General features: G+C 34.8%; 16 protein-coding genes. 7 read left to right on the top strand and 9 right to left on the bottom strand.

The features are described 5' to 3' along the window. Nucleotides 1-147: 147 nt before the first annotated feature. Complete coding sequence (locus AC0608_RS03155) at nucleotides 148-1,020, top strand: AraC family transcriptional regulator (protein WP_478288092.1); 873 nt, start codon at nucleotides 148-150, stop codon at nucleotides 1,018-1,020. Nucleotides 1,021-1,122: 102 nt separating this feature from the next. Here AC0608_RS03155 and AC0608_RS03150 read toward each other — a convergent pair whose 3' ends face one another. After that, nucleotides 1,123-1,791: a hypothetical protein gene (locus tag AC0608_RS03150; protein WP_417958855.1), complete on the bottom strand. Its 669-nt coding sequence runs from the start codon at nucleotides 1,789-1,791 to the stop codon at nucleotides 1,123-1,125. A 404-nt stretch (nucleotides 1,792-2,195) separates the two neighbouring features. On the opposite strand from AC0608_RS03150, the gene AC0608_RS03145 reads away from it, so the two are divergent. Together AC0608_RS03145 and AC0608_RS03140 are read left to right on the top strand one after the other, a co-directional pair. Then, complete coding sequence (locus AC0608_RS03145; protein ID WP_478288091.1) at nucleotides 2,196-3,470, top strand: Y-family DNA polymerase; 1,275 nt, start codon at nucleotides 2,196-2,198, stop codon at nucleotides 3,468-3,470. Then, complete coding sequence (locus tag AC0608_RS03140) at nucleotides 3,461-3,907, top strand: LexA family protein (protein WP_417958853.1); 447 nt, start codon at nucleotides 3,461-3,463, stop codon at nucleotides 3,905-3,907. The genes AC0608_RS03145 and AC0608_RS03140 overlap by 10 nt, the downstream gene beginning before the upstream one ends. 106 nt (nucleotides 3,908-4,013) lie before the next feature. Here AC0608_RS03140 and AC0608_RS03135 read toward each other — a convergent pair whose 3' ends face one another. The 5 genes from AC0608_RS03135 to AC0608_RS03115 form a co-directional block, all read right to left on the bottom strand. Then, nucleotides 4,014-7,190 carry an efflux RND transporter permease subunit gene (locus tag AC0608_RS03135; protein ID WP_478288090.1) on the bottom strand — a complete coding sequence of 1,059 codons (3,177 nt, stop codon included), beginning with the start codon at nucleotides 7,188-7,190 and terminating at the stop codon, nucleotides 4,014-4,016. Nucleotides 7,191-7,268: 78 nt separating this feature from the next. Next, complete coding sequence (locus AC0608_RS03130; RefSeq protein WP_478288089.1) at nucleotides 7,269-8,330, bottom strand: efflux RND transporter periplasmic adaptor subunit; 1,062 nt, start codon at nucleotides 8,328-8,330, stop codon at nucleotides 7,269-7,271. 5 nt (nucleotides 8,331-8,335) lie between these two features. After that, complete coding sequence (locus AC0608_RS03125; protein WP_478288088.1) at nucleotides 8,336-9,700, bottom strand: TolC family protein; 1,365 nt, start codon at nucleotides 9,698-9,700, stop codon at nucleotides 8,336-8,338. After that, the gene (locus AC0608_RS03120; RefSeq protein ID WP_417958849.1) at nucleotides 9,700-10,296 is read right to left on the bottom strand and encodes a TetR/AcrR family transcriptional regulator; all 597 of its coding nucleotides are present in this window, start codon (nucleotides 10,294-10,296) and stop codon (nucleotides 9,700-9,702) included. The genes AC0608_RS03125 and AC0608_RS03120 overlap by 1 nt, the downstream gene beginning before the upstream one ends. A gap of 156 nt (nucleotides 10,297-10,452) precedes the next feature. Continuing rightward, nucleotides 10,453-10,974 (bottom strand): YceI family protein, encoded by a 522-nt coding sequence (locus AC0608_RS03115; protein ID WP_417958848.1) that lies wholly within the window; start codon nucleotides 10,972-10,974, stop codon nucleotides 10,453-10,455. A 211-nt stretch (nucleotides 10,975-11,185) separates the two neighbouring features. Here AC0608_RS03115 and AC0608_RS03110 point away from each other — a divergent pair, with 211 nt between their 5' ends. Both AC0608_RS03110 and AC0608_RS03105 read left to right on the top strand, forming a co-directional pair. Continuing rightward, nucleotides 11,186-12,160, top strand: a complete 975-nt coding sequence (locus AC0608_RS03110; RefSeq protein ID WP_417958847.1) for a polyprenyl synthetase family protein — start codon at nucleotides 11,186-11,188, stop codon at nucleotides 12,158-12,160. A 128-nt stretch (nucleotides 12,161-12,288) separates the two neighbouring features. Continuing rightward, complete coding sequence (locus AC0608_RS03105) at nucleotides 12,289-12,639, top strand: hypothetical protein (RefSeq protein WP_417958846.1); 351 nt, start codon at nucleotides 12,289-12,291, stop codon at nucleotides 12,637-12,639. Here AC0608_RS03105 and AC0608_RS03100 read toward each other — a convergent pair whose 3' ends face one another. Then, nucleotides 12,640-13,971, bottom strand: a complete 1,332-nt coding sequence (locus AC0608_RS03100) for an alkaline phosphatase D family protein (protein WP_478288087.1) — start codon at nucleotides 13,969-13,971, stop codon at nucleotides 12,640-12,642. A gap of 9 nt (nucleotides 13,972-13,980) precedes the next feature. Further along, nucleotides 13,981-14,523, bottom strand: a complete 543-nt coding sequence (locus AC0608_RS03095) for a hypothetical protein (protein ID WP_478288086.1) — start codon at nucleotides 14,521-14,523, stop codon at nucleotides 13,981-13,983. Nucleotides 14,524-14,643: 120 nt separating this feature from the next. Between AC0608_RS03095 and AC0608_RS03090 the strand changes: the two genes are divergently transcribed. Continuing rightward, nucleotides 14,644-17,418: a 2-oxoglutarate dehydrogenase E1 component gene (locus AC0608_RS03090; RefSeq protein ID WP_417989657.1), complete on the top strand. Its 2,775-nt coding sequence runs from the start codon at nucleotides 14,644-14,646 to the stop codon at nucleotides 17,416-17,418. 83 nt (nucleotides 17,419-17,501) lie between these two features. Further along, a complete protein-coding gene (gene odhB / locus AC0608_RS03085; RefSeq protein WP_417958842.1) occupies nucleotides 17,502-18,728 on the top strand; it encodes a 2-oxoglutarate dehydrogenase complex dihydrolipoyllysine-residue succinyltransferase in 1,227 nt (408 codons plus the stop codon). Between the two features lie 225 nt (nucleotides 18,729-18,953). Here odhB and AC0608_RS03080 read toward each other — a convergent pair whose 3' ends face one another. Then, nucleotides 18,954-20,564, bottom strand: a complete 1,611-nt coding sequence (locus AC0608_RS03080) for a L,D-transpeptidase family protein (RefSeq protein WP_478288085.1) — start codon at nucleotides 20,562-20,564, stop codon at nucleotides 18,954-18,956. Nucleotides 20,565-20,634 lie beyond the last annotated feature (70 nt).

The following is a 20,634-nucleotide window of genomic DNA, read 5'->3' as shown; positions in this document are numbered from 1 at the left end:
TAAATTAGTCTAAGCTATTCAGTATGAGTAGTACTAAATTTTCTAATTTGTGTGCTATTTTACCTTTTACGAAATCGATTAAGGTTAAAAAAGTTAATTGAGTATCTATTTTTCATAAATTTGTGGGAATTCTAAATACGGATCCGTATGAAAATTATACCTCCAGCTTTTGAAATTATTGCTCCATCCTTTGGGAGTTCTTTTTACTTTTCGAAGTATATCGAAAACGCTAAAAGCAAAGCGCACTTGTGGCATTATCATCCTGAAATTGAACTTGTTTTTGTTAATGGAGGTTCCGGAAAACGCCAGATTGGAAGTCACATTTCGTATTATACGGATGGTGATTTGATTTTGATAGGAAGTAACTTGCCGCATTGTGGGTTTACCAATGAAGAAACCGGAAACAAAAATGAAACGGTGATACAGATGAAACCGGATTTCTTAGGGAATGAATTTTTTGATATTTCCGAAATGATGAATATTCGGAATCTTTTTAGCCAAGCCAAAGCCGGAATTGCTTTTCACGGTGAAACCAAAAAAAATATCGGGAAGAAAATAGAGTCGATGGAACAACAGTCGCAGTTTGAACGATTGTTGACGATGTTGAGTATTTTGAATGAATTGGAATTATCCAAAGAAGCCACTGTTTTAAATGCCGATGGATTTTCGATGGAAATGCAAATGCAGGATAATGACCGCATCAATGCTGTTTTTAATTACGTAAAAGATAATTTCCAGGAGCATATTACGCTGGAAGAAGTATCGGAATTGGTAAGTATGACAGAACCTTCTTTTTGCAGGTATTTTAAAAAGATAACCAACAAAACTTTTACCAAATTTGTGAATGAGTATCGCTTGGTTCACGCCTCGAAACTGCTGGCTGAGAAACCCATCAGCATCACCGAGATTTGCTATGAAAGTGGTTTCAATAACTTCAGCTACTTCAATAAATCGTTCAAAGAATTCACGGGCAAAAGCGCTTCGCGATACCGCCAGGAACTGAAATCAGTGTTAAAATAAATGTTGTAAAAAAATTTTAGGTAGTACTTTCAAAAAAAATTCCCGCTGATACGACTACCAGCAGGAATTTTAAACAAACCTTTTATATAACTAACTAACTAACTATCTTCTGTCTATTCTGATGGCTACGTCTCCGGATACTCTAGTGTCCTCGATTTTAGTTTTCGTACCATTTGTTCTGTAATAGTAGGAATCATCATCATTCGAGTTTTGGTTGTTCCCATAATCGTTGTTCCAGTTGTTGTTTTGGCTGTATTCATAACCTCTTCCACCTTTTACGGATCCAACAACATCAACAATTTGACCACGACGGTTGTAGATAATTTCTAAACCACCCACTCGTTCCAAAGCATAACGGTTGTAGGTCATGTAAACGGAACCCACTCGTTTAACTCTATCATTTGAGTCATAGTTGATCATCACATTTCCAATACGTCTTATTCTGCCCATGTTGTCGTGTTCTACTTTTACACCATAATTTCCGTTTCGAACATTTGCTGGTGCACCATAGGTTTTATTCATGCCATTTTTTTTGCCTGTTTTATAATACATGCCGCCAGTTGAACCGGTTGAAGGGCGTGTATTAAAATCAAATTGTCCGTCTGGGAATATGAAGAACTCAATTCCTCTTTCTGTGAACACAATTGGGTCGGCGTCTCTAAAATCTACTGGAGATCTTCTTTCTACAGAAAAATCGATTTTCTCTGCTGCGTTTGCTACATTACCTCCAAAAACGAAGATACTAGCTACTAAAAAGGTAATTTTTTTCATGATACATCTATTTTGAATTTTGCCTACTCTTCAGCTTTTCGGCTTTCGCTTTTTTATGCTTATTTGATAAGATATATTCAAGTAGTATGCCAAAGTTTTGAATGATGGAGTTGTGATTGTAGAACAGGAATGGGTTTTAACAGCTTAATTTACTATTAATCAGTATTTTAATGATGCCTAAAATAAAAAATAATTTCATTAAAAAGCGAGAGTTATATTTTTTTTAATATACTTTTTTAGTTTGTTCAGTATTTTTCTTGGTGGTCTAGACGAAGAAATTATCACTGCAAAAGAGTAATTGTTTACTGTTTAAAAATATTTTTATGTAAAACTACTTATCAACAGTGCTTAAAATTAACTTTTGTTACGAACTCGTATCAATTGATATTGAGTAATTTTGTAACATGTATGCTTTAGTCGATTGTAACAATTTTTACGCTTCCTGCGAACGTGTTTTTCAACCGAAATTCAACGGGAAACCAGTTGCAATATTGTCAAATAACGACGGTTGTGTGATTTCCAGAAGCAATGAAGCTAAAGCCGCTGGGATTCCTATGGGTGCGCCAGCATTTAAGATTAAAGAATTGGTAAAAGAGAAAAAGGTACAATTATTTTCGTCCAATTATGCACTGTATGGTGATTTGAGCAATCGGGTGATGGCTATTTTAGGGCAGTTTACACCAAATCTAGAAATTTATAGCATCGACGAAGCCTTCCTAAATTTTGATGGTTTGACTGTTTCCGATTATCAGGATTATGGAATCCAGATGAAAACCCGTGTACAAAAATGGGTGGGTATTCCCGTTTGTATTGGTTTTGCACCAACGAAAGCATTATCAAAAGTAGCCAATAAAATTGCCAAAAAGTTTCAAGAAAGAACGCAAGGGGTGTATGTAATTGACAGTGATGAGAAACGCATCAAAGCCTTAAAATGGACCAAGATTGAAGACGTTTGGGGTATTGGTTATCGGATGAATAAAAAGATGAAGACCAGAAATATCACAACTGCTTTGGATTTTATTCAGCCACAGCATGAGGCTTGGATCAAAAAAGAAATGGGTGTGATAGGCATGCGTTTGAAATATGAACTGGAAGGAAAATCAGTTTTGGATTTAGATCCCATTGTGGATCAAAAGAAAAGTATCGCTACGACCCGAAGTTTCCCCAAACAAATTGCTGATTTTGATTTATTGCGCGAACGTGTGGCTACTTTTGCAGCGGTTTGCGCAGAGAAATTGCGAAAACAAAACTCCTGCTGTCATACTATTATTGTAATGTTAGTGGTGGATAAACATACGGTGCAAACTTCCAAATATTATTTTAACATGGCGATCACATTGCCATATGGGTCAAATTCTACGCTGACGATTTCGAATGCGGCTATTTCGATGCTGAAAAAACTGCACCAAGGAAATGAACATTTGAAATTCAAGAAAGCGGGTGTTATCGTAACCGAATTGATTGATCAGGACAAAAAACAGTTGCAGTTGTTTGACGAGGAAAACCCAAAACATTTGGTGCTGATGAAAGTAATGGATAGCCTCAATAACAAAATTGGAGATAAAAAAGTAAAGTTGGCTACCCAAAATTTAGGTTTGACATGGAATATGAATCAGAATCATTTATCACCAAAATACACCACTAATTTTAAAGATATTCTCGAAATAAAATGCCAATAAATAAAGATAAAGATCAAAAATTAACCTTCTTTCTGCCTGATTTTGAAAGTGAATTACGAATTCCTTTCATAAACGAAGGGGTTTCAGCTGGATTTCCATCGCCGGCAGCTGATTTTATGGAGACGAATATCGATTTGAACAAACAGCTGAGCGAAAACCCATTAGCTACTTTTTATATCAGGGTCAAAGGGAATTCTATGATTGATGCTGGAATCAATGATAAAGATGTTCTGGTTGTGGATCGAAGTTTGGAACCGCAGAACAATAAAATTGCGATTTGTTTTATCGATGGAGAGTTTACGGTGAAACGCATGCAACTGGAGAAAGACTGTTTGTATCTAATGCCAGAAAACCCCAATTATTCTCCGATAAAAGTCACCGAAGAAAATCAATTAATTATTTGGGGAATTGTGACCTATGTGATTAAAAAAGTATAAAAACCAGTTGTTGCCATTATTGAAATGGAATTCTTATTGAAATTTTTTATCATAAAAAAACCTGTTCAAATAAATGAACAGGTTTTCTGTTTAAAACAATTACGTTTTATACCGTATGTTTTGGATTAAATCCATCCTCGCTTAATTCGGTGTGTACGTAATCAGCGACCATTTCGGCTTCATAATCAACTTTTTCTCCTTTAGAAAGTCTGTTGATGGCTTTTTCCATAATTTGGTAAATTACCGGAACTACGACCAAAGTTAGGAATAATGAGGAAATTAATCCCCCAATAATTACCCAAGCCAAACCGTTTTTCCATTCGGCTCCAGCTCCAGAGGCTAGTGCAATAGGGAACATACCAAATACCATTGCGATAGTTGTCATCAAAATTGGACGAAGACGCGCATGATTCGCTTGAATTAATGCTGTTCTAACCGTTTCACCAGCTTTTCGTCTTTGATTGGTATAATCGACAAGCATAATCGCATTTTTACAAACTAGACCAATAAGCATGATGATACCTAAAATAGTAAAGATATTCAGTGTATTATTGGTTAAAGCCAAAGCTAACATTGCTCCAATAAATGAAAGCGGGATCGCAAACAATACCACAAATGGATGTGCAAAACTATCGTATAACGAGACCATTACTAGGTAAACCAAGATAATAGCAGCTAGTAACGCAATTCCTAATGTACCAAAACCTTCACTTTGATTCTCCTGATCACCACCCCAAATGTAATTGACACCTATTGGTTTTTTCAATTTTTCAATTTTTTCTTGCCATTGTGTTACAATTGTTCCAGAAGCTACACCCACATTCTGACCTTTTACAGTTACCGATGCCGATTTGTCTCTTCGTTCTAATTCACTTGGTCCAGAACCTTCGGTTACAGTTGCAAATTGATTCAGTTTTATTTGTTGTCCAGCATCATTTATAAAAATTAAATTATTTACATCAGCGATGCTTTTTCTGTCGAATGCATTGTATTTAATATTGATGTCGTATTCGTATTCACCAGCTCTAAATCTACCATCAGTATTTCCGCTAAAAGCAGTTTGCATGGTCATACCAATTGTTTGCAAACTCAATCCCAAAGCGGCCATTTTATCTCGGTCTACTTTTACGTTCACTTCTGGATTTCCATCTTCTACGGATAATTCGATTTCTGTTGCTCCTGGAATAGTACGTAATTCTTTTTCTGCTGCTTTTGCAAATTGCATAGCACTTTCTACATTTGGTCCAGTTACAATTAATCCTAAAGTGGCATCTTCTGCAGTTCCTAAAATACCAACCGGAACCGTTTTAACTTTTGCTCCAACTAATATTCTTTCTAATTTACGTTTTGTTTTTGCAGCATACACATTTGCCGGTTCATTCCGTTTGTCTAATCCAACCATTTTAACGTTTATCTCAGACTTGTAAGCAGTTGCTTGCGAAGCACCAAGGCCTTCACTGGTTTGACCAACCGTTGTAATTTGACTAAAAACGTATGCTTCTTTCTGCAAGAATGCTTCTGCTTTTTGCGTCATGAAATTGGTTTGCTCTAATGAAGCATCTTTTGGCATTTCTATTTGAACTAAAAACTCGCCACTATCAGACGCTGCGAAGAATTCTCCACCAATAAACCCACCACCAAATAAACTAATCATCGATCCAAAAAAGATGACTAAAACTATAGCTAGTGTTTTGAAATAATGATCCAAACACCATTCCAATAATCTTGAAACCCAATTTGTAAAGCGAGTTAAATAGCTTTCAAATCCAAGGATAATTTTTCCAAAAAGATTTTTTCCTTCAATGTGTTCTAATTTTCCATATCGGGAAGACAACCACGGAATGATTGTAAATGAAGCTACTAAAGACAACAAGGTTGAAATAATTACCGTTACACAGAATTGTGTAATAATATTAGAAACCAATCCGGTACTCATTGCAATTGGTAAAAACACCACCACAATTACTAAAGTAATTGACACTACAGTTCCACCAATTTCTGCAGTTCCATCATAGGCTGCACGAACTTTATTTTTACCCATTTCCATGTGCCTGTAAATATTCTCCAGAACCACAATGGCATCATCCACAAGAATACCTACAACAAGAGACAGGCCTAATAAACTCATCAAGTTTAAGGTGTATCCCATCAAATAAATTCCGATGAAAGTAGCAATTAATGAAGCAGGAATAGAAACCATTACAATCAACGAGTTTCTAATACTGTGCAAGAAAAACAACATCACTAGCGCAACTAAAAGTACTGCAATAAGTAAATCGTGCACAACAGCATCAGCAGCTTCGAGCGTAAAAATGGTACTGTCTTTAGCGATTTCTAATTTTAAACCATTCGCTTTATAATCGGTTTCCAGTTTAGCAATTGTTTTAACCAATTCTTCACTTACCGCAACCGCATTGGCATCCGATTGTTTAATAATTTGTAAAATAATAGCGCTTTTTTGATTGATACGCGCTACTTTTTCAGTGATTTTTTGAGTATCCTGAACATCAGCAATATCGCGTAAACGAACTTGAATTCCGTTTTTAGAGGATACCACCAAGTTTCTTAATTCGTCGACATTTTTATATTTTCCAGCCAAACGAATTAATATTTTTTGCTCCCGAGTTTGAATATTTCCTGTTGGAAAATCCAAATTAGAAGATAAAATATATTGTTGCACTTGCGGAACAGAAAGTCCGTAACCTTGCATTTTTACTGCATCAAGATTGACTTGAATTTCTCTTTCTTGTCCACCGATAATATTTACTTGCGCTACACCTTCTACACGAGAAATAACGGGTGCTAATTTTTTATCAATTAAATCGTAAAAAGCAACTTCATCCATTTTTCCGTTGGCACCAATAGTCATAATTGGTAAATCGCTTAAGGAAAATTTACTCAACGAAGGCGTTTCAACATCATCTGGTAAATCACTAAGAATAGCATTTATTTTACGTTGCGCATCGTTCATAGAGATATTAACATCAGCCGAAGAGGTCAATGTAATAGAAACAGTTGACAAACTTTCGTAAGACTTCGAGTCTATTTTTTTAATATTTTCTAAGGATGCGATTGCATCTTCAATTTTTTTAGTTACCGTGTTTTCTACCTCACTTGGAGACGCTCCAGGATAAATTGTAGCAACAGTAATTACATTGGTTTCAAATTTTGGAATCAATTCGTAGCCCAGTTGGCTGTAACTGAACAGTCCTCCTAATGTTAGAATCGTAAATAATACGATAACTAATGAGGGACGTTTTATGGATATTTCTGCTAATTTCATTTTTTTTCTTTGCTTTAGGCTTTAAGCTTTAGGCTTTAAGCGGTTTCTTTATGGCTTTAAGACTTTCGACTTTAAGACTTATTTTATAACGTCCACTTTAGATCCGTCTTGAAGGTTGATTTGACCTGTAACAATTACAGTCTCACCTTCAGAAAGTCCGTTTAAAATTTCTACTTTATCACCAAGAATTCTTCCTGCTGTAACCGTTTTCAGTTTAGCAGTTCCGTTTTCGATTACAAATATTTCGTTGCTGCTCACACTTCCTACAAAAGCATTTCTAGGAACAATCATCAAGGATTGTTTTTGCTGGTTTGAAGCAAATTCAGCAGTTCCGTACATTCCGGCTTTCAAATCATTTGAAGCATTATTAGCAATTTCTATTTCTACCGGAAAGTTTAAACTTGCATCTGCTTTTGGAGCGATGAAGGTAATTTTTCCTGAGAATGTAGCATCAGGATACACACTAGCTTTTACGGTAATTGTATTGCCTACTTTTAAACCTGCAACTTGATTTTCGTTAACATTTACTTTCAATTTCAATTTTGAAACATTTACAATGTCAAACATTTGTGTTGCAGCCCCAAGAACGGATCCTGGTTCAATGTATTTTTTGTTTACGACTCCGTTAATTGTCGCTTTGATATTGGTATCGCCAATATTAACTTTGGCTTGTTGTAATCGTGATTTTGAAGTTACCAAATTCAATTTGGATTGGTCTAATTGTTGTTTTGTCACACCACCAGTTTTAAACGCATTTTCAAAACGGCTGTAATCCGTTAATGCATTTTGATACGATGCTTGTGCAGTTTGCAAGTCAGCGGTAATTTGTTCGCTTCTTACAATTGCTAAAGTCTGACCAATTCGTACTCTGTCTCCTTCGTTAACTAAAACACGTACGACTCTTCCTGGTTTCTCGGCAGAAAAACTCAGTTCTTGAAGTGGTGCAAAATTACCATTAGCAGAAAAATCAAGAGAGATTTCCTCAGTTTTTACCGTTTCCACTTTAACTGATACGCTGGCATTTTTCTCAGCTACAATGGCTGTTTTTGCCTCGTTGTCTTTTTTGTTATTCATTAAAGTATATGCGATAACGCCTAAAGCTGCTACGATTGCTACTATGATTAGTATATTTTTTTTCATTTTTCTTAGTTATTTATAAGTGTTTTTAATTCGCCTTTTGATTTGATTAATTGTATTTCTGCTAATTTGTAATCTAATATTGCTGTGGTATAGTTGTTTTGTGCTTCTGTCAATGAATTTTCTGCATCCAGTAAATCAGTTAATGAGGCTAATCCTTGTACATAATTGTTTCTGGTGTTGTCTAAAACTTCTTTAGCTAATTGTGCATTTTCTCTTTGATTATTAATGATAGTTAAGCTATTGTCGATTTGCGTTTTTGCATTGGCGAATGCCAAGTCAAGGGATAATTTTGTATCGTTGATGTCTTCTTTTATGGATCGTAAATCGATATCAGCTTGTCTTACTTTGGCACGAGTACCAAATCCTGTAAAAATGGGCACTTTTAAATTCAAACCAATAGAAGAGAAATCTGACCAATATACGCCGTCAGATGGTTTTCCTCCAAGAGGCATTACGGGTCCCTGACCAATATAATTATATCCTGCGTTTAATGATAATGTTGGATAATAACCCGCTTCAACAGCTTTCTTCTGGTAACTTAGAAGTTGTTCTTGTTTTTTCAAAAGCAAATATTCCGTTCGGTTTGCCGTATTTGGAATTTCTGATACGGACTGTGGACTTACTTCAAATGCAGTTTGCGGAATCTCAATTTGCGTTTCTATGGGCATTCCCATATAAAATTTAAGTGCGTTTTCTTGAATTTGTACGGCATTCAAGACTTGTTGACGTTGTGTGGTGATGTTTGAAATTTTTACTAAAATTCGATCCAAATCTATTTTTTTGGCTAGACCATTATCAAATTGACCTTTAATAATGTTTTTTACTTTAGTGGTGTTTTTGTAGGTACTGTCAATAACGGTTAGTTTTTGTCTTTGAACATATACCTGATAATAATTATTGGCAACGCGCTCAATCACTTGTTCTTCGGTTAATTGTTCGTTAATTTGGTAAAATTCTCTAGTAGATTTTGCAGCTTTCAAACCTGTGAAAACCGTTTGGTCGAATATAGCTTGTGTCAAAGAAACACCAGCCGTAGAATTCCATGTTTGACCAAAAGCGGCTTGAATGGTTGTTCCGGGAGCACCAAATCCTGCTCCATCAATAACGGTTGTTTGGATTACAGGATTATAGGTCAAATTTCCATTTGCTGAAATTTGAGGCAACGCTCTAGAACGAATTTCCTGGATTTGGTATTCGCTGTTCTCTACTTTGAGTTTAGCTTTTTTTGCATCTGCTTTGTTTTCTAAAGCGTAATTGATAGCCTCTTTTAGTGTAATGGTTTTTATGGGGCGTGTCTCAATATTGCTGACGTTTTGTGATTGTACTGATAGCCCGATAACTAGTAGTGCTATTAAAATTGTATTCTTCATTATATAGTATAGTTTAGTAAGTTTTTTTCAAGTTCAATAATTCCTTCTGGTGTTGCCATGGCTCTTGTATGGTACTCTAAAATTTCAAGTTCTATTTTTTGACCTTCTTTTTCAGAAACCGTATTTCCTTTTATGGTGAAAATAAGATGGTAATAAAATTGTGTGTAGCTTTGAATATTGATAGAGGATCGGTACAAACCCTGTTGAATTCCTTTTTTAATATTTTGTTCAAAAGTAACATTGCATTCATTAATTTCTCGAGACATTACCTTTTCATATATTTCAGGATAATGTTTTTTTAATTGATAAATAGGAGAAGTGTCTGACGCTTTAAACATTTCTTTAAACATCTTTCGTATCTCAAAATTCTCTTCAATCGCATTGTAGTTTTTTGAAATAATACTGTCTATGATTTCATGAATTTCTTTGTGTATTGTAGTTGTGCTTTCTTCAATAAGTAACTCTTTATTACAAAAATATTTATAAATAGTTTTTTTAGAAATACACATTTCACCTGCAATATCATCCATAGTAATGCTTTTAAAACCTAGTTTTAAGAACATTTCGCTTGCTTTAGATATAATTTTCTCTTTCATTTTTTATGCTGAAACAATTTCAGTATGTTTTAATTAAAGGCCAATTCAATAAATTAATTTGGTAAACGAAGTGCAAATGTAAAGAGGAAACTTTTAACACTGAAATAGTTTCCAATAAATTTGTAATTATTTAACATTTACTTTAAACTGTGTTTTTTAAACTGTAAATTCTAGATTAGCAATCAGTTTAATATCTTGTCCCAATGCCAAACCATTGGTTTGATTGAAGGAATTAACAGTAAGGCCAAAATCTTTTCGATTGATTTTTCCTGTTATTTCAAAGGCAGCTTTTTGATTGCCATTGTAAGCGTTAATGCCAATTAATTCTGCATCGAGTTCCACTACTTTAGTAATATTTTTGATGGTTAAATTCCCTTTCAAAAAATTAATATTCTTGTTTACTTTTTCAAACGAGGTCGACTTGAAGCTAATGATAGGATATTGATGCACATCAAATAAATCGTTCATTTTTAAATGTGTGTCTATTTGCTCTAATTTTGTATCCTTATTGTTCACATCCAAAGAGAATTCAATCGATGCGTCTTCTATTTCGTTATTTTCAACTTCAATATGTCCTTTAAATTTATTGATGTTACCGGCTAAATAAGCTATTATTGAATGTCTCATTTTAATCAAAACATCCGATTGGCTCGAGTCAATTGTCCATTTAGTTTTCATATTTTTAGAAGTATTAAGAATTAATTCTATTTCCCAGTCACTGGAATAATTTTGTTTATTTCAGTAAAAAAAAATTCAGAGCGCAAATGTAAGGCGGAAACTTTGAATACCAAAATAGTTTCCCATGTATTTTTGATTTATTTAACATTTGATGGTAAAACGGAGTTTGTTATGCAAATTGAATACTGTAAATTAGCCAAAAAATTTATTTATGCATTCTATTTATCAATATCAAGAGTTTCTTTCAGATTATTTGCAATCACAATATGAGACCAAAGAACCTAGAAATTTATATGAACCCATTCATTACATTTTAGATCTTGGTGGCAAAAGAATGCGGCCGGTACTTACATTAATGAGTGCAGAGGTTTTTGATGCGGATTATAAAAAAGCACTGCCAGCAGCTTTGGCTGTCGAAGTTTTTCATAATTTTTCGTTGGTACACGATGATATTATGGATGATGCTCCTTTAAGAAGAGGGAAAGAAACGGTACATGAAAAGTGGAATTTAAATACTGGAATTTTATCAGGCGATGCGATGCTAATTTTAGCATACCAATATTTCGAACAGTACGAACCAATTATTTTTAAAGATTTAGCCAAACTCTTCAGCAAAACGGCACTCGAAGTTTGTGAAGGTCAACAATGGGATGTAGATTTTGAAGAGCGGAGTGATGTTACTATTTCAGAATACTTGAAAATGATTGAATATAAAACGGCTGTTTTAGTCGCTGCAGCTATGAAAATGGGAGCAATTATTGCGGAGACCTCTGAAGAAAATGCAAATTTGATTTATGATTTCGGACTCAATTTAGGATTAGCTTTTCAATTACAGGATGATTTCTTAGATGCTTTTGGGAATCCAGAAACCTTTGGAAAACAAGTAGGAGGCGATATTATCGAAAATAAAAAAACGTATTTATATCTTAAAGCAGTTGCCTTTTCAAATATTGAAGAAGCACAGGAATTGAGACGCTTGTTTTCAATTCAGCCAGAAGATAATACCAGTAAAATAGAGAGAGTGAAAGTTCTTTTTAATAGTTCTGGAGCATCAAAGGCAACTCAGGATGCGATTCAGGATTTTACTTTAAAGGCTTTCCATACTTTAGATAAAATGAATATTGGTGCCGATAAAAAAGAAATGCTGAAAGCTTTTGGTGAAAATTTAATGGGAAGAAAAGTTTAGATTTTTAATTCCAGAAGTTTACATCAGATAAAAATGGTTAATTTCAAAAATCGGTATAATTTAAAAAAATTAAACTTTTAAAGTAGTTTCTTAAAATCTAAATTCGTTAATCAACAATCTGAAATCAAATGTTTGTAGTTCCAAAGAATACTGATTTACTCCTCTCTGAAGCAGAGAACGAAAACTTATATTTAAAATTAATTGAACAGATAAACAAGGATTTCAATCTCGCTAACGAAGCAATTGATTGTTCTTTGAATAGCACCCCTGACGAGTTAAAGGCGCTGCTGCATGAAAAGATCTTTCGACTCATTCAATATAAATTTGCCGAATACCTCAATTTACTTTACATAATTGATGTTTCTGAAGAGGAAATAAAAAAGTTAGATGGATCTGATTTAGTACTTCTGGCAGAACAAGTTGCTTTTTTAATACTAAAAAGAGAATGGCAAAAAGTGTGGTTTAGGAACAAATATTAGTTATTGCAACTCTTTTTTTAAGATTGTTTTATTCCATAACGGAGTTCCTTTCGTATCATAAATAGTCAATTTCATCTGACGGTTTTCTTTTGAACCTAAAAAGGAAAGGGTTCCAAAATTATGCTGTGCAATCAAACTGCCTTTCGTTCTGTAAATGTTATTTTCCTGTAATATATTTTCAGATGCGACGCCAGAGGTTAAGGGAGAAACGGTCCAGTCGTACAGCGGATAGGTATTGTCTCGAGGAACCTCAGAGAATTCAGTGAAATGCCGGTCACCGCTTATAAACAAGACTCCCTTAATTTTATTATCAAGGATTTCTTTTAACAATCGTTCTTTCTCTTTAGGATAATTGCTATAGTTTTCTTTTTCTGCTACTGAATTTAATACTTGTCCGCCAATTACAATTATTTTAAAACTGGCTTTGGAAAAGCTTAAGGCATTAATCAACCATTCTAATTGTGTATTTCCTAAAACCGTTCTTTCGCCGGTAATTCTGTTGTTTGGAGTCTTGAAAAACCGGTCATCCAATAAAAAAAATTGAGCATCACCCCAGCTAAAGGTCGAATAAATCCCTTCGTTTTGTTCAGGATTCATACCGTAACTTTTATTTGCCCAGAAATCTTTAAATGCTTTTTGAGTTAAAAATTTATTGTAAAAACTGCCATCACTATCATCAGGACCAAAATCATGGTCATCCCAAATAGCAAAATTCTGTGTTTTTGCTAACAGGGGTTGTATTTCTTTTATTGATCTAGAATGAGTATAGCGATGATAAACACCAGTTTTACTATCCCAATCTGCTTCTCTTAAATAAATATTATCGCCACTCCAAATCATAATTTCCGGATTTTTTTTAGCAATACTTTCAAAAATCCCATACTCACTTCCATAGGCTTTTCCTGGTCTGTCTAACGGAGTTTCATTGAAATAGGAACAACTCCCAATGGCTACTGTAAAATCAGGTGCGTCTTCGCGCCATTCCCATAATTTTTTTGATGAAAAAGAAGTTTCGTAAGGCAAGATAATTTCCTTGTCATTTATAAAAACGGTATACTTATATTTTTCCCCGGGACTCAATTGATCCAAGATAATGTGATGTGTAAAGCCCGCTTCTTTTGAAGACGAATAGACATCAGAATAGAAAATTTTGCTAGGATTGTCAATGGTAAAATAAGCTATTTTTACCGAGGCCTTTTTATTAGTTTGTAGCCAAATCACTGCTTCGGTCATTTCGCAATACCCCACCATAGGTCCTGATTGTAAAATACCGTTTTGTGCAAAACTGTAGCTTATAAATAAAATACAGAATAATTGAAAAGTTTTTTTCATGGGATGTAATTAAAAATAAACTCTGATGAATGGCATAAAGGCACTGCCATAAATATTATTTTTATCAGTCAAAACATTGTAACGGGCACCAATTGTAGCATTCCCGGATCTGTATCCTGCGCCAAGAAACAATCCGGTGTTCCAGTAATCTTGTGAACTGCTATTGGATCCATCTAAATTGACATTTACCCTTAATTGTTCCAGTTCAGCTGAAAGTTGGATTTCAGGAATGGGATTAAATAATCCTATACCACTGCCGCCATACAGATGGGAAGCGTAAAAGTCTTTTTGCTTTAAATATTTATACTGTAACCCAATACCCAAAGCGACATATTCATTGAAATTGTAGATGGCGCTTGGTGCTAATGCAATATCCGTATAGCCAGAGCCAAAGCCTAAACCAATTCCGCCTCCAAATTGTACATTCCGCCAGAACTGATTTACCATTTTTGGCTGCATATCATTTTGTTGTGCAAAAAGACAACTTGAAAAAAACAATGTTAGTGTAGCTAAAAAGCTTTTGAAATTATTTAAAAAGCAATTCTTTGTCATAAGTTTTTCGTTTTTTAACAATATTCAATGTAAAAGTATCTTAAAATAAATTATAAATTTATTGTATTATCGTACTTTTGCCAAACTATTTTAACAAAAAAGGTATATTCACTAAATATTATGGATAGGTTTTCATTTTTAAACGCAGCACACACCGAATTTTTCGCACAATTATACGATCAATACTTAGAAAATCCAGACAGCGTGGAGCCAAGTTGGAGAAGTTTTTTTCAAGGTTTTGACTTTGGAATGAGTACTTACAATGCGGAAAACAATGTAGCGCAAATTGCAAATTTTGCTTCTAATAATACGGATGTAAGTTTGGTCTCTGATAAGCTTCAAAAGGAATTTAATGTATTAAAATTAATAGATGGGTATCGTTCTCGAGGGCATTTGTTTACCAAAACAAATCCCGTTAGAGAAAGACGTACCACATCACCCACATTAGAAATTACTAATTTCGGACTTTCTTCCGCGGATTTAAACACTGTTTTTGATGCCGCTAAGGTTATTAATATTCAGCCATGCACACTTCAGGAAATCATATCTCACCTGGATACAATATACTGTCAGCATATAGGTGTTGAGTATATGTATATTCGTAAGCCAGAAGTAGTAGAGTGGATCCAGAAAAAATTAGGGATTAATGATAATCAACCTAATTTTTCTCCTGACGAAAAAAAATCAATTCTTAATAAATTAAATCAAGCGGTTTCTTTTGAAAACTTTTTGCACACTAAATACGTGGGTCAGAAACGTTTTTCTCTTGAAGGTGGTGAATCAATTATTCCGGCCTTGGACGCTTTAATTGAAAAAGCTGCAGAAAAAGGAGTAGAGCAATTTGTAATGGGAATGGCACATCGTGGCCGTTTGAATGTTTTGGCAAATATTTTTGGCAAATCTACTCAAGACATTTTTGGAGAGTTTGATGGTAAAGATTATGATCAGGAATATTTTGATGGAGACGTAAAATACCATTTAGGCCTGACGGCTGATAAAGTAACGAGCACTGGAAAAAAAATCAATATCAATTTAGCTCCAAATCCTTCGCATCTTGAAACGGTAGGAGCGGTTATTGAAGGAATTACGAGAGCAAAACAAGATAAATATTTCCCTAACGATTTCTCTAAAGTATTGCCAATCGCCGTTCACGGTGATGCTGCTATTGCTGGACAGGGAATTTTGTATGAAATTGTACAAATGGCACAACTTGACGGGTATAAAACCGGAGGAACAATCCATATTGTAATCAATAATCAAGTTGGTTTCACCACAAACTACCTTGATGCAAGATCGTCAACATATTGTACGGATGTTGCCAAAGTAACACTTTCACCAGTTTTACACGTAAATGCAGATGATGCTGAAGCAGTAGTACACGCAATATCTTTTGCACTGGATTTCAGAATGGAATTTGGTCGGGATGTATTTATTGACCTGTTAGGATATAGAAAATACGGGCACAATGAAGGTGATGAACCTCGTTTTACCCAACCAGTATTGTATAAAATAATTGCAAAGCACAAAAATCCAAGAGATATTTACATGGAGAAGTTGCTTGCAGACGGAGTGATTGATACTACTTTTGTAAAAGGATTAGAGCAAGAATATAAATCTAATCTGGAGGTTAACTTAGAAGAATCCCGTAAAAAAGATTTAACTATCATTACTCCATTTATGAAAAATGAATGGAAAGGGTTTGAGCAAGTTTCAGATGTTGAAATGCTTAAAAAAGTAGACACTACTTTCCCTGCAGCAGGATTGACTGAGGTTGCAAATGTAATTTGTAATCTTCCGACAGATAAAAAGTTTATCAGCAAGATACAAAAACTGATCAACGACAGAAAAACAATGTTTTTCGAAACCAATAAGCTGGATTGGGCCATGGCTGAACATTTAGCGTATGGGTCACTTTTGAAAGAAGGATATGACGTTCGTATTTCCGGACAAGATGTTGAGCGAGGTACCTTCTCTCACCGTCATGCTGTTGTAAAAGTAGAAGATTCAGAAGAAGAAGTAACCTTATTGAGTACTTTGGAAGGAGCAACCGGGAAATTTAATATTTTCAATTCCCTTTTGTCAGAATACGGTGTGTTAGGTTTTGATTATGGATATGCTTTGACAAATCCAAACACATTAACCATCTGGGAAGCACAATTTGGAGATTTCAGTAATGGAGCCCAAATTATGATCGATCAATACATTTCTTGTGGTGAAGACAAATGGAACAACCAAAACGGAATTGTTCTTCTATTGCCTCACGGATACGAAGGGCAAGGAGCGGAACATTCTTCCGCTAGAATGGAGCGTTATTTACAACTTTGCGCTAGACATAACATGTATGTTGCCGATTGTACAACTCCAGCTAACTTTTTTCACTTGTTGAGAAGACAAATGAAAACAACATTCCGTAAACCACTTATTGTATTCACACCAAAGAGTTTATTGCGTGATCCAAGAGTAGTTTCTACAGTGGAAGAATTTGCAACAGGTAGTTTCCAGGAAACCTTTGATGATACAATAGTTAATAAAGCGGATGTAAAAACACTAGTTTTTTGCACCGGTAAATTCTATTATGACATTATTGCCGAAAGAGAAATTCTGACTAGAAATGATGTTGCTGTAGTTAGAATCGAACAATTGTTTCCATTACCAGTAGAACAATTAAAAGCAATTATAGCGACATATCCAAACGCTGATGATTTTGTTTGGGCGCAAGAAGAACCTAAGAATATGGGTGCTTACAGTTTTATGCTAATGAACTTCGATTTAGTGAAATGGAGATTGGCATCATTAAAAGCCTATGCAGCTCCAGCAGCAGGAAGTTATACACGAGCAAAACGCCGTCATGCCGATGCTTTACGAATGGTTTTTGATAAAAATTTATACAGATAAAAAAATAGTTTAAAGTTTAAGATTTAAGATTGCATTTGCAACACTTTAAATTTTAAACAATTCAAACCTTAAACAAAAAAAAGATGATTTTAGAAATGAAAGTCCCATCACCAGGGGAATCTATAAAGGAAGTTGAAATTGCAACTTGGTTAGTAAAAGACGGAGACTATGTAGAGAAAGACCAAGCGATTGCTGAGGTAGATTCTGATAAAGCCACATTAGAATTGCCTGCAGAAGCTAGTGGGATCATTACTTTAAAAGCAGAAGAAGGCGATGCAGTAGCAGTAGGAGCAGTAGTTTGTCATATTGATACCGATGGAGTAAAACCAACCGGGGATGCGCCAGTAGTTGAAACTTCAAAAACAGAGGAAGCTCCAAAAGTGGAAGTAAAAGCAGCAGTGCCAGTAGCTCCAGTAGCGACTACAACTTACGCTTCAGGAACACCTTCTCCAGCAGCAAGAAAAATATTAGATGAAAAAAATATAACGGCAGCTTCAGTAACCGGAACTGGAAAAGACGGAAGAATTACTAAAGATGATGCTGTTAATGCAGTACCTTCAATGGGGACTCCTACAGGTGGATCTCGTGGAACAGAGCGCACTAAGTTATCTATGTTGCGCAGAAAAGTAGCAGAAAGATTAGTGGCTGCTAAAAACGAAACGGCCATGTTAACAACTTTCAACGAAGTAAACATGACGCCAATCAACTTGATTCGGAATGAATACAAAGATGCGTTTAAGGCAAAGCATGGTGGAATTGGGTTAGGATATATGTCATTTTTTACTAAAGCAGTAACTAGAGCTTTAAAATTATTCCCGGATGTTAACTCAATGATGGATGGTGATCATAAGATTGCATTCGATTTTTGCGATATTTCTATTGCGGTTTCAGGACCAAAAGGATTGATGGTGCCTGTAGTTCGCAATGCTGAAAACTTGACGTTCCGTGGTGTAGAAGCGGATATTAAACGTTTGGCAATTAAAGCGCGTGATGGACAAATCACTGTTGATGATATGACAGGAGGAACTTTCACGATTACCAACGGTGGCGTTTTTGGAAGTATGTTGAGTACACCCATTATCAATCCACCACAATCAGGAATTCTTGGGATGCACAATATTATTGAGCGTCCGATTGCAGTAAATGGGAAAGTTGAAATTCACCCGATGATGTATGTGGCTTTATCCTATGATCACAGAATTATTGATGGTCGTGAATCAGTTGGGTTCTTAGTGGCTGTTAAAGAAGCTTTAGAAAACCCATTGGAATTATTGATGGAAAACAATCCTAAAAAAGCATTTGAATTGTAATACTAATATTCATCCTTTTGCTAAAGAAATAATTTGAATCCTGTCTTGTGTAAAAACGAGACAGGATTTTTAGTATAAAATAAATAAGATTATTTATAGCAGTAACAGTTGCTAAGCCTGTTTTTAAATTCAAAATTGTCGAACGGATACAACAACTAGTTTTTCATTGCTTTTTTTGATAATGGATTTAGCAGTAATCAGAATATTACTCCAGAGGCTGTAATTTTATTTGACATCTTCAGAAAAGAGTATCTCGGCTAAGCGTTCGTCTCTTAAATAAATATCATTAAAAAAATTAATTTCGCCAGAATCGTTGACCCAAGAGGTGAAATATCCAATATGAACTGGAATTTTCTTTTTTAGCACGTGAGTAGTTTCCTTGCCACTTTCCATCGCATTATTAATGCGTTCTACGGGCCAATCGGGATTGTTTTTTAAAATGAGGTGGGCTAATTCTCGGGCCTTATTGACGTTAATACATCCATGACTATAGGCTCTGTATTCCGATTCAAATAAACTTTTAGATGGAGAGTCGTGTAAGTAAATATCATTTGAATTTGGAAAAATAAATTTAACCTTACCCAAAGGGTTTTTTGGACCGGGTTTCTGTCTTACTCTACCGTTATTCCATTCCATATTATTAGAAACCAGATAGTTTTTGTCGCGAGCCATTGCCGTTTTTATCTCACTTTGAACAATGCTGGTTGGGATATTCCAGTATGGGCTGAATACGATATGGCTAATCTTACCACTAAAAATTACAGTTTCATTCATGGTTCCACCCACGAATACTTCAGACTCCAATTCGCTTTTTCCATTTCTTTTAAAAATTAGTTTGAAGGAAGGAATGTTAATAATAATGTACTGCTCAGCTTTGGTAAGCTCTGGAGCAATCCATCGGCATCGTTCCATGTTTAGCATAATGGTTTTGATGTAATTTTCAATAGGAATATTCATCCGCTGAATGTGACTGGATGTAATGTTATAGTCGGGTTTATACCCATTTCTTTTTTTGAAATTTTGTATTCCTGCCATTAGTTCCTCATCGTACGAACTGCTGTTGGAATCGTGTTTTAAATCTCCTATTACAGCAAGTCGTTGTCTGATTTGAGAGATGGTTTTGGAGTTGTCTCCAGGTTTGTATTGTCGGATTAAGGAATCAGTACCTATTAAATTCCATGTTCCGCTCTGTTCTATTTGCCGGTATTTTTTTAAAGCATCACGGAGTTTGTAATATTGTCCAAAGAATTGCTCCTCATTTTTATCTAACAATTGAGGATCCGCTAACAGAGTATTTAAAAGGCTGACATACGACAGGTTTTTGACAGGTAAAAACCAACCAATTTCTCTTATTTTTTCTACGTCAATACCTTGATATACTTTTTTTGCATAAAAAAGATACATGGCGGATAATAACAGTTCCGTTTCGGTTAAGGTTAGACTGTTGGCTAATTTGGGATTAAAGATAGCGTCAACTTTATCTTTATAGGCTAATCGGGATTTGACGCCTTCTTCCTCAAGTTGATTAACTTTAGAATATAATAAATTGGCAAATTCTATAACGCCTTTCCCATCAAACCAGATGGAATTATAATTTCTTTTTTTATACAAGGCATTAACATCTGATTTGTATTTTTTTAAATTGGGATATTTCTTAAAAAACCGATTAATAACTGTGCTGTCTATTATTACTGTCGATTTTTCTGAGTTTTTTAGTGAGGTAGTTTTTACAAAATAAGTTTTGTTACCACAGGAAATAATGGTGCTATTGGGATAAACTTTGGTTGTTGATAAGCCAATCAAGAAAAAGACAGCAAATAAAGTGAAGCTTCTCATGGCAACATGATTTGTATAAAGGTAGTAAAAAAGGGCTTTTATTTAGGATTATTATAAAATATTTTCGGTA

Source organism: Flavobacterium sp. GNP008, from assembly GCF_056428965.1.
This window is presented reverse-complemented; position numbering and strand designations above follow the sequence as displayed.